Raw genomic sequence first — 10687 nt, 5'->3', positions numbered from 1 at the left:
GGGTATTTTTTGGTTCTCACTACGCGTGTTATTACTATCAAAAAGAACATTAAGTAGGCAGTAAAGCAATATTTTGTTGTAAAAAGCCTGTAGAGTGTTGCAACACTTAAAAAAATTAACATCACAAAAAATAAAAGAAGAATTGTTATTTTTTTTTATGCAAAAAAGACCGATGAATAGCCTAATTACTTGAAAATACAATGAATAATAAAGATCAAGATACTAGTACAACTCCGCCTCTCAAATAGTACTATTAATCTTACATATAAAAGGTTTTTAAACGTGAAAAATGTACATTTTATCTAGAAAATATAATAGAACCCTACAGTATACTATTATAGTTAAAGCAATGTTAATTTTTTAAAAACCAAAAGATGCATACTACACGTATATGTATTGTAATACATCAAATATATATTAGATGACTTACTAAATAAAAGTTAAAACCTTATAATGAAGGTAAATTCCTATATTGCGCTTCAATAATTTTTTTTTGATAAACCCTACTCATGAATTACAACAAAAAGTTTAAATCTGTTTTTTTGTTACTACTCTTATTGGTTTACCCTCTTTTTAGCTTTGGAATGCTTAATCCTGACTTGCCAAAAGCAAAAATAGATAGTATCTTAAAAAGTGCAAACGCTATAGGTTCTACTTTAGAATTGTTCAATTCTAAAAACGTATTTTCTTTTCAGAATATCAAAAATGAATTTCCTGTTCCTACACCTATTCTTAATGATAGAAATGAAGCTGCAGCTGTACTTGAAGAAATAGATTTAAATGATACCTGGGTAAATACTCTATCTAATAATGATATAGTTACCTTACCTGTTGGTATTAAAACCACTGTTAGTGAAGTAGATTATGCAATTGGAATTGCAAAAGCTACCATACACAAAGATTATACAGAATTAACCGTTTTTGCTAGAGTTAGATTGCCGCAAACTGATGATAATGGAGATCCATTAGAAATATTTTTTGGAGCAAACAATGTAAAGCTTTCTCACGATGGTGGAATTTTTGGTGATGCCAACCTTGTACTTTTGGGTGATGTACAAATACCTTTTAACGCTGGTAACTGGCTATTAGAACTTAAAGGTGGGTTTGACTATAAAACAGGAAATACAGATAACCTTACCTATGTTACTATAGACTGTAATGGTGTAAAAGAAATGGGTTTAGCAGCTGAGGTACAATTCTCAAGGAATTTAATTATACCAGTTACAGACCTTGGCGAACCGGAAGAAGAGTTTAAAAGCGTAAAAAGAATAGATGGTTCTACGGCACAAGTTGACAATAGAGTTACGGGTAAATTTTCTATGGTTGCCAGTGGATGGAATGATATTGTAGCCACCATAGATCTTCAACCATTTGCACTTACAAAACACCCAGACAAGTTTGTTTTTAATTTAAACGAGGCTACATTAGATTTTAGTGATACTCGTACTCCCGATATTCCTTTTCCTCAACATTACCAAGAAAAAGGATTACTATTACCTAATGTTGAATTGTGGCGAGGTGTTTATGTACAATCTTTAGAAGTATCATTACCAAAAACCTTTAAAACATCAGAAAGTATAGCCAAACAAGAACGTGTTAAGTTTACGGCCACTAATATGATCATTGATAATAATGGTGTGTCTGGTCTATTCTCCGCAGAGAATATTATTCCTTTAGATAAAGGAAGAACCAACGACAAAAAAGCATGGGCCTTTTCTGTTGACTCAATTGCTGTAGAACTTACTACTAATCGTATAACTAGTGCTGCGTTTAATGGGCAAATAGTACTACCAATTTCGGCTAAAAAAGAAGATACTCCTACTACCAAAGAAGAAGGCAAAAAACTAGGCTTATCCTATAAGGGTTTAATAAGTGAAGAAGAATACCTTGTACGCGTTGCTACTGCAGATACATTAAACTTTAATGTATGGCAGGCTGAAGCACAATTACTACCTAACTCTTTTATAGAACTTAAAGTTACCAATGGTAATTTTAAACCTAAAGCCGTATTAAATGGTCGTATGGCTATCTCCGCTAGCCAAAAAAAATCTTTAGAAGATGAAGGTACTATGTCCAAAGATAGTAGTATGGTTAACTTTAAAGGGATAGAGTTCCAGAATTTAGTACTACAAACAGAAGCCCCTATTTTACAAGTAGATTATTTTGGGTACAAAGACGAAGTTAAACTTGCCAATTTCCCTGTTTCCATAGCAGATATTGCTTTTAGTTCTAATGACCAAGAAGCCGGTATTTCATTTGATTTAAAGATAAATCTTATGGGGAAGTCTGATAAAGGATTTGCTGCTGATGCAAGATTAGGCATCATAGGTAAGTTTAGTGAGGAGAATTTTGTTCAAAAATGGAAATACGATCGTATAGATCTTTCTGAAATAAATATTGAAGCCAATATGGGTGCCGTTAAAATAAAAGGAGGATTGCTTCTTATGAATGACGACCCTATTTATGGCAATGGTTTTTCTGGTAATATAGAAGGTACTTTTAGTGCTTTTGGACCAATTACGTGTAAAGCAATTTTTGGTAAAAAAGAATTTAGGTATTGGTATGTAGATGCTGCAGTACATGGCCTAAAAATACAAGCCGGACCTATACAATTATCCGGTTTTGCAGGTGGTGCTTTTTACAAAATGACAAGACGAGCTAATGCTGGTCCAGATTTTTCTCCTTCAGGACTTTCTTATATCCCTAATGATGATACTGGTTTAGGAGTAAAAGCAATGATTTATGGTGGTATTCCGGATGAAAAAGCTATTAAAATAGGTGCTGGTTTTGAAATTGAATTTAATAGTAGTGGCGGTGTAAACAGGTTAGGTTTCTTTGGAGAGGCAATTGTGATGCAAGCTTTTGAAATTGAAAATCCAGTTGCTAGCTTATCAGAAAAACTAAATGAAATGGTAGACACCGAAGCTCTTAACGGTGTTATGGATAGTAAAATGGGGAAAACCTTTTTAGATAAAGCAGTTGATGAATACAAACCCATAAAAGTTGGTAAACAAGGTATTAGTGCCAATATAGGAATCGAATTTGATTTTGCTAATAAATCTTTTCATGCAACTATGGATTTATATGTAAATGTTATTGGTGGAGCTTTACAAGGTAGAAGTTCTGGCGGAAGAGCTGGCTGGGGTGTTGCTCATCTATCTGAAGAAGAATGGTATGTATACATGGGAACACCAACGGATAGACTTGGTTTAAAATTAGGTATTAATTCTTTATCTGTTAAAACAGGTGATTATTTTATGCTAGGTGATAATATTCCTGGTAGTCCTCCTCCCCCTGCTATTGTAGCCGAAATTTTAGGGGTAGATGCTGAAACATTAAACTATATGAGGGATGAAAATGCCTTGGGAGACGGCCGTGGTTTTGCCTATGGAAGTGATTTTTCCATTGACACCGGAGAGTTAAACTTTCTAATGTTCTATGCTCGTTTTCAAGCGGGTGTAGGGTACGATATTATGTTAAAAAATTATGGTGATGCTCAATGCGTTAATACAGGTGACCAAGTTGGAATTAATGGTTGGTATGCAAACGGACAAGCCTATGCATATTTACAAGGAGAATTAGGTATCAACTTAAAGTTATTCTTTGTTAAAAAGCGTATTCCTATTATAAAGGCTGGTGCTGCTGTATTATTACAAGCCAAAGCACCAAATCCTATTTGGATGCGTGGTTATGTTGGCGGACATTATGATTTACTAGGAGGTTTGGTTAAAGGTAAGTTTAACTTTAAAGTAACTCTTGGTGAAGAATGCGAGTTTGATAATGGCTCTCCACTTGGAGGCTTAAAAATTGTAAGTGATCTTACTCCTAGAGACGGAGAAACAGAAGCTGATGTTTTTGCTACACCACAAGCAGCATTTAATATGGCTGTAGAAAAAGCTTTGACAATTCCTGAAGCAGATGGCGATCATATTTATAAAATTACCTTAGACGAATTTAAAATTACAGATGAAAGTAATACTGAAATCACTGGTACTTTAGAATGGGGAGAAAACAGTAACAATGTTACTTTTGTTCCTGAAGATATATTACCACCTTCTACTGCTTTAAAAGTTAGTGTAACTGTTGGCTTTAAAGAAAGAGTAAATGGTGTTTATCAAATAGTAATGGTAGATGGTGCTCCTGCAAAAGAAACTGAAGAACGTTCGTTTACAACAGGTGGTGCTCCAGAATATATTCCATTAAAAAACATAGTATACTCCTACCCCGTTATAGATCAGGAATATTACTACCCAAAAGAATACAATAATGGGTATATACAATTAAAACAAGGTCAAGATTACTTGTTTGATGATTCGCAATGGAAAAGTGAATTGGCATTAATTAATGAAACTGGAGAAGAAGAAAAACCTGCATTTTCATACAATAATGCTAGTAACACAATTAATTATACTTTACCAACATTAGACAAATCTACAACCTACGCTTTATCAATTTTTAGTAAACCTAAAAACGGAAGTGCAGAAACTACATCTACTAGAACAGAAAATAGTACAGATCTAGGAGATGATAATACAATGACTGTGACCGACAACAACGCGCAATCTGTTTCTAAAGATGGCAGTATAGAACGTATTGGTTATAATTTTACAAGTAGTGCTTACAATACATTTGCTAAAAAAATAAAGGCTATAAAAGTGGACAATTATGGTTGGGGCAAAATTACAAATGACGTTGTTTACCTATACAATGCTATAGATAACCATGAGGCTTTTGAAACGGCAGAATTGGTTGGTACAGCCTACACGGATAATAAACCAATGATTTTAGCAGAGTCAGATTTAAATGACAACTATTTTAAGCAAGATATTAACCCTATTCTATACCAAAAATATAGTACTGGAGCTTATAAAATAACAAGACCAGAAAACCCTTATGGTTTACCACCAAAAAGAGCATTACCGTTGTTTACTAACTATGTTACAAACATCGCATATGGCATTAATACAGGGTGGACAAGAACACATTTTCCGTTCAGGTATAATTTACCTGAAATCTATAAATTAGACTACACTACCACTAAAACTAATGTTTTAAATGATTATGTAGATGGTATAATTACGTTAACTAATCCAAATGCCGCAATACTAGATACAGAATATATTTTTATTCCAAAAGGAACATATACAATAAAAGTACAGTATGTTTTACCTGGTAATAAGTTGGGAAGTTCTGCAACTGTGAATTTTAAAAACCCATTAGACCTAGATTAATGATTAAAAAAATATTTTTCTTTTTTATTTTATTTGCTATCCAATCTTCTTTTGCTCAGCAACAAGACAGCATTGCAACGCCATCTATACAGGCTATTGCCAGAGCGCAACAAGGCAAAATATTGGTGCGTTGGGCGCCAACAGATGCTGTAGTATGGCAAAGAGCAAATACGTACGGTTATACACTAGAACGCTTTACAGTATACAGAGATGGAAAAAGATTAGAATCACCAGAACAAAAAACAATAGTAACAGGCACTTTAAAACCTGCTCCTGTAGCATCTTGGGAAGAAATTTCTATGGCCAATGACAATGCAGCTATACTAGCACAAGCTATTCACGGTGAAGATTTTGAGGTTGGTACAGATGAAGGTGAACTAATGGCAATTGTAAATAAAGTACAACAATTAGAACAGCGCTTTTCTTTTGCATTATTTGCTGCTGATATGAATTTTGAAGCTGCAAAATTAGCTGGTTTAGGTTTTGAAGATACCGATATTAAAAGCAACGAAGGCTATTTATACCGTATAAAATCAGCTATTCCCACAGAGTTAGCAGCCAACGTAAAAGAAGGTATAGTCTATATAGAAGCCTCTAATACAGAAGCACTACCCGCTCCTATAGATTTAGTAGGAGTTTTTAACGACAAGGAGGTATTACTTACTTGGGAATATGAGCTTTTTAAAAGTATTTATGCAACATATTATGTAGAACGTTCTGAAGATGGTACCAATTACAAACGTTTAGACGACTTGCCATTGGTAAACCTAAACAACACAGAAGATTCGCCTACAAAACGTATGTATTATGTAGATACATTAGCGCAAAATAATAAAAAATACCATTATAGAGTATTGGGTGTTTCTCCTTTTGGAGAGCAAGGTGAGCCTTCAAAATCTATTGTTGGTCAAGGACAAAAAGCACTAACTGCAACGCCTTTTATTACCAACCATAAATTGATAGGAGATACCAATGCGGATATCTTTTGGGAGTTTCCAAAAGAAAAAGAACTAGAGGTAGCCGAGTTTCAAATAAAAGCTGCCACAAAGGATAATGGCAAATATGAAATTATAAAAAAAGGAATAACACCACAAACTAGATCGGCAAACGTTACTACGCCATATGCCACCAATTATATAAAAGTAATTGCTATTGGTAAAGATAGTACAGAAACAACTTCATTTTCTGCTTTGGTGCAGTTTGTAGATTCTATTCCGCCTGCAAAACCAAATGGACTAATTGGTGTTATAGACAGTTTAGGAATAACCACTATTACTTGGGAGTCTAATACTGAAAAAGATATGTTAGGCTACCGTGTTTTTAGAGGAAATATTAAAAATGAAGAATATGCACAAATTACAATAGACCCGGTTACCACAAACAAATTTATAGATACAGTACAAGTTAAATCTTTAAATGATAAAGTGTACTATACCATAGTTGCTGTAGATAACAGGTATAACAACTCCGACTACTCAGAAGTACTAGAAATTAAAAAACCAGATGTAGTGCCACCCTCCTCTCCTATTTTTAAAGCGTATGAGGTTACAAATACAGGCGTGACTCTTTCTTGGATTAAAAGTGTTAGTGCAGATGTAGACAAGCACCAACTTTATCGTAAAAATAAAAGCACTGTGAGCGAGTGGGAGTTAATTTTTGAAACAAAAGATTCCATTACCAATTTTATAGACAACAAAGTAACAGCTGCTACAAAATATACGTATAAAATTCAGGCTGTAGATGATAGCGGATTATCCTCTGCCGACTCACCTACGCTAACCATAGAAACAGCTTCTAATACAGAAGACAAAGTTTTAAAGGGATTGAATGCTACTATAGACAGAGAGCAAAACAGTATTACGCTAAACTGGCGAAAATTACCATCTGAGATTAAAGAATTAGTGATTTTTAAATCTAAAAAAGAAGGGAAACCTTCGACTTGGAAGCAATTACCAGCAACACTTACAAAAATTATAGACAACAATATATCTCCTAATAACATATACATCTATCAAGTACGTACCGTATTTGCAAATGGTAGTTTTGGAACTTTAGAGATTATAGAAGTAAATTATTAAGCTATGAAAAAAATACTATTTATATTATTTATATTAATTAGCTGTGCTATTAATGCACAAAAATCGACAATAGAAATCACTAATTTCAGCTATGAAGTAGAAGGAGATGAAAAAGTTTGTGGTAGTAATATTGTATTAACAGCTGTTTTCGATGATGGTTCTGAAGAATTTTTCTCCCATAGGAAAGGAAAAGAACGTAGAGGTACACACACTTATAATTATGATAATATATTAATAGAATATTCAGGTCGAAAGTTAAAATCCTTAAAAGTTTTTGCAGATGTAACAGAAAAAAGAGGAAGTTGCGGTGGTGGTAATGATTCTTATTTAAAATTTGATCCTGAAATAAAATTAGAATCAAATTCTTGTTTTAATAACACTATTAATTATACAAATCGAAATGAAGGGGAGTTTGAAGTTAGACACGATATTAGATTTGATTATAAAATTTCCACTTCGGTTGATGTAATTAGTAGTAGTGGCTCACTTGGTTTTGAAGATGTAAAAACTATAGAAGCAGATCCTTCATTTAGTAATGATTCTTACAATTGGCAATACCAAATAGTAAATAATACTAGCGCAATGCCAAATCCTAATTTATGGACAAATATAACAAGACCTGCAACTCCTAGCTCTTTAGAATTTATAGCTAGTGATATTTTAACAGCTAATCCACCGGAGTGGTATTTCAATAAATACATTTATTTTAGAATTAAACCTTGTTATGACGATCAGTCACCAGGAAGTATTCGTTTCTATAAAATCCTCCCATCTGCACCACATATCACTGCTATTGAAAATAATGACGGCTTACGCTGTAACGGTACAGATGATGCAGAAATAACACTCGTTTTTAATGAAAATTTAGAACCTGGTCAAAGTTTTGCATTGGAAGTTTTAGACTTATCTGTTGTGGCAGGTACTGATACATCTGGAGAGACATTATATGCTAAAATAACTATAGACCCTAAATTTGATAATATTACAGCTAATGACATCATTAATGATAGATTAACCATAACGGGGTTACCAGGAAGTACTGATGATGGTTTTCGTGTTGAATTTCTTGGGGGAACAACCTTATTTGCTGATGGTGATAATCATAAAATAGAATTTAATGTTGAAGAACCAGCTTATGTAAACTTCACTCTTTCAAATCCTACCGATGTAAACTGTAACGGAGGACAAGATGGTACCGTTTTAATTACAGCAGAAGGTGGTACAGATGGTAATTATCAATACCAACTAACAAGACCAGATGGCACTGTTGAAGATTGGGTTAATTTTGATAATACATTTACACATACGGTTAGTGATTTATCTGCTGGACTTAACAAAATTAAGGTTAGAGACGGTAACCAATGTGTTGCTAAAAACTTAATATTAGTAGAGGGTGAGTATGTTCCTGTTCAAGATGTAGATAAAGAATTATCAGAAACAATTGAAGAACCTGCTAACATCCTAGCTCTAGAATTTTTACCAATAACAGTTGATAGAGATAATGATAGTAACGACGCTAAAGCTTTTGGTTCTACAGATGGCCGAATTATTGCCGTAGTTACTGGTGGTACTGGGCCTTATACAGCTGTTTGGAAAAACTCAGCCGGAACTGTATTTGATATTGGTTATGCTTCTAATTCTGATTTTGATACTACTGAAATAAGTCAAACCTTTACTTTAGAGAACATAGGTGCTGAAACGTATACTTTAACTGTAACAGATGCAAACCATACACAAGCAATACAAAAAACTACCTGCTTTGCTGAAGGAGAGTTTTCAATTGGCCAACCAGAAAAATTGGTATTAACTATAGAGGAAACAAATGCCGTTTCTTGTAATAGTACAAACGACTTTAACAACCCTGTGGGCGATGGAGAATTAGTAGCTAACGCCAACGGAGGTATACAATTGGCTCCAACTGATAATGGAGGGTTATTGTATTACTATACTTGGAAAAAAGAAGATGAAAACGGTATTTTTCAAGAACTTACAGAAGAAAATGGGAATACCATAAGTAATTTAACTGCTGCTCGTTATTCCGTAAACATTAGAGATGCTAACGGTATTGTTATTGGTAACTATGTAAACAATAGTTTGGTTAATGAGACTGATGTTATTCACGACTTGCTAGATCCAGAACCGTTTGTTATTACTTTCACCAAAGGAGATTTACTATGTTCTGATGGTACTGAAGGTTGGGCAGAAGCTACAATCACTGGCGGAACTGGTTCGTATACTTTAAACTGGTCTAATGGGTCTACATCATCTAGAATTGAAAACCTAGAAAAAGGAACTTACCTTCTTTTTGTAACTGATGAAAAAGGATGTCAGGCTACGAGTCAGGTTATAATTGATGCTCCTAACCCACTCCAAGTTGCTATTTTAGAAGAAAACGATCCTGTTTGTAACAACGGATCAGACGGTGTAATATCTTTAGGTATTAGTGGCGGATTAGAAGATTACACATACAATTGGCTTAAAGATGGTGATGTTATAACTAGTCAGACTGGTTTTTACGCCAACAACTTAACAGCAGGTACATATACAATTACAGTTTCCGATGCTAATTTATGTTCAGAGACAGTTGAAGTTACATTAGAAAATCCTAGTCCAGATTTAATTAGTTTAGGAGAAGACAGATTACTTTGTGGTGGACAAAGTATTGTTTTAGATGCAACATACCAAGGTAACGGCACCACATACTTATGGACATCGGACAACGGATTTACAAGTACAGAACCAAGTATAGAAGTTGCCGAAGCTGGTACCTATACTGTAGAAGTTACAACACTTCTTGGTTGTAGTGGAGGCGATAGTATTGTAATTACGGTATCAGATACGCCAATAGATGCACACTTTATTGTAAGTACTCAGGCTTTTGCTGGTGAAGAATTAGCTTTGGTAAACATTAGTGAACCTATAGGCGATAAAGTAGAGTGGTTTTTACCAGAGGAAGCTGTAGTTATTGCTAAAACAGATGAAAATGTTATTCTTTTGTTTGATGAACCTGGTTCTTACGAGATATTACTGCGCTCTAACCAAGGGACTTGTTTCTTAGACTATATGAAAACTATTATTATTGGCGAAGCAGAAAACATTCCAGATATAGGCGATGCTGTAATTCCATTTATTCAGGAATTTAAAATATACCCTAACCCATCTAATGGTGAATTTAGTGTAGACATTTTACTTTCTGAAGCTAGTTCTATATCACTTAAAATATTTAGTATGGCGTCTCAAGGGTTGGTACACCAACGTAAAGAGAAAGCAGCTGTTAATTTTAATCTTAATTACGGAGTTGCATTTGCTTCTGGAACTTATGTTTTATTGTTAGAAACTGCTAAAGGAAGCGAAATAAGAAAAATCATTATTAAGTAA

Annotated in this window: 3 protein-coding genes; all 3 read left to right on the top strand. The window is 34.0% G+C overall.

The annotated features are described in order from the left end of the window. Positions 1 to 509: 509 nt before the first annotated feature. Genes M4I21_RS00475 through M4I21_RS00465 form a run of 3 tightly spaced genes read left to right on the top strand, consistent with a single transcriptional unit; the run spans position 510 to position 10687 of the window. Positions 510 to 5231 carry a hypothetical protein gene (locus M4I21_RS00475; RefSeq protein WP_249556992.1) on the top strand — a complete coding sequence of 1574 codons (4722 nt, stop codon included), beginning with the start codon at positions 510 to 512 and terminating at the stop codon, positions 5229 to 5231. Then, the gene (locus M4I21_RS00470) at positions 5231 to 7309 is read left to right on the top strand and encodes a fibronectin type III domain-containing protein (RefSeq protein ID WP_249556991.1); all 2079 of its coding nucleotides are present in this window, start codon (positions 5231 to 5233) and stop codon (positions 7307 to 7309) included. Before M4I21_RS00475 ends, M4I21_RS00470 begins: the two co-directional genes overlap by 1 nt. 3 nt (positions 7310 to 7312) lie before the next feature. Further along, positions 7313 to 10687 carry a T9SS type A sorting domain-containing protein gene (locus tag M4I21_RS00465; protein WP_249556990.1) on the top strand — a complete coding sequence of 1125 codons (3375 nt, stop codon included), beginning with the start codon at positions 7313 to 7315 and terminating at the stop codon, positions 10685 to 10687.

Origin of the sequence: Cellulophaga sp. 20_2_10, assembly GCF_023476645.1 — a bacterium.
Taxonomy (GTDB): Bacteria; Bacteroidota; Bacteroidia; order Flavobacteriales; family Flavobacteriaceae; genus Cellulophaga.
Note: the sequence above shows the minus strand (reverse complement) of the source record. Positions and strands in the feature narration are given on the sequence as shown.

Bases quoted from the DNA above. Each gene is read 5' to 3' on its own strand.
- M4I21_RS00475 (WP_249556992.1), top strand. From the start codon at position 510: ATGAATTACAACAAAAAGTTTAAATCTGTTTTTTTGTTACTACTCTTA.
- M4I21_RS00470 (WP_249556991.1), top strand. From the start codon at position 5,231: ATGATTAAAAAAATATTTTTCTTTTTTATTTTATTTGCTATCCAATCT.
- M4I21_RS00465 (WP_249556990.1), top strand. From the start codon at position 7,313: ATGAAAAAAATACTATTTATATTATTTATATTAATTAGCTGTGCTATT.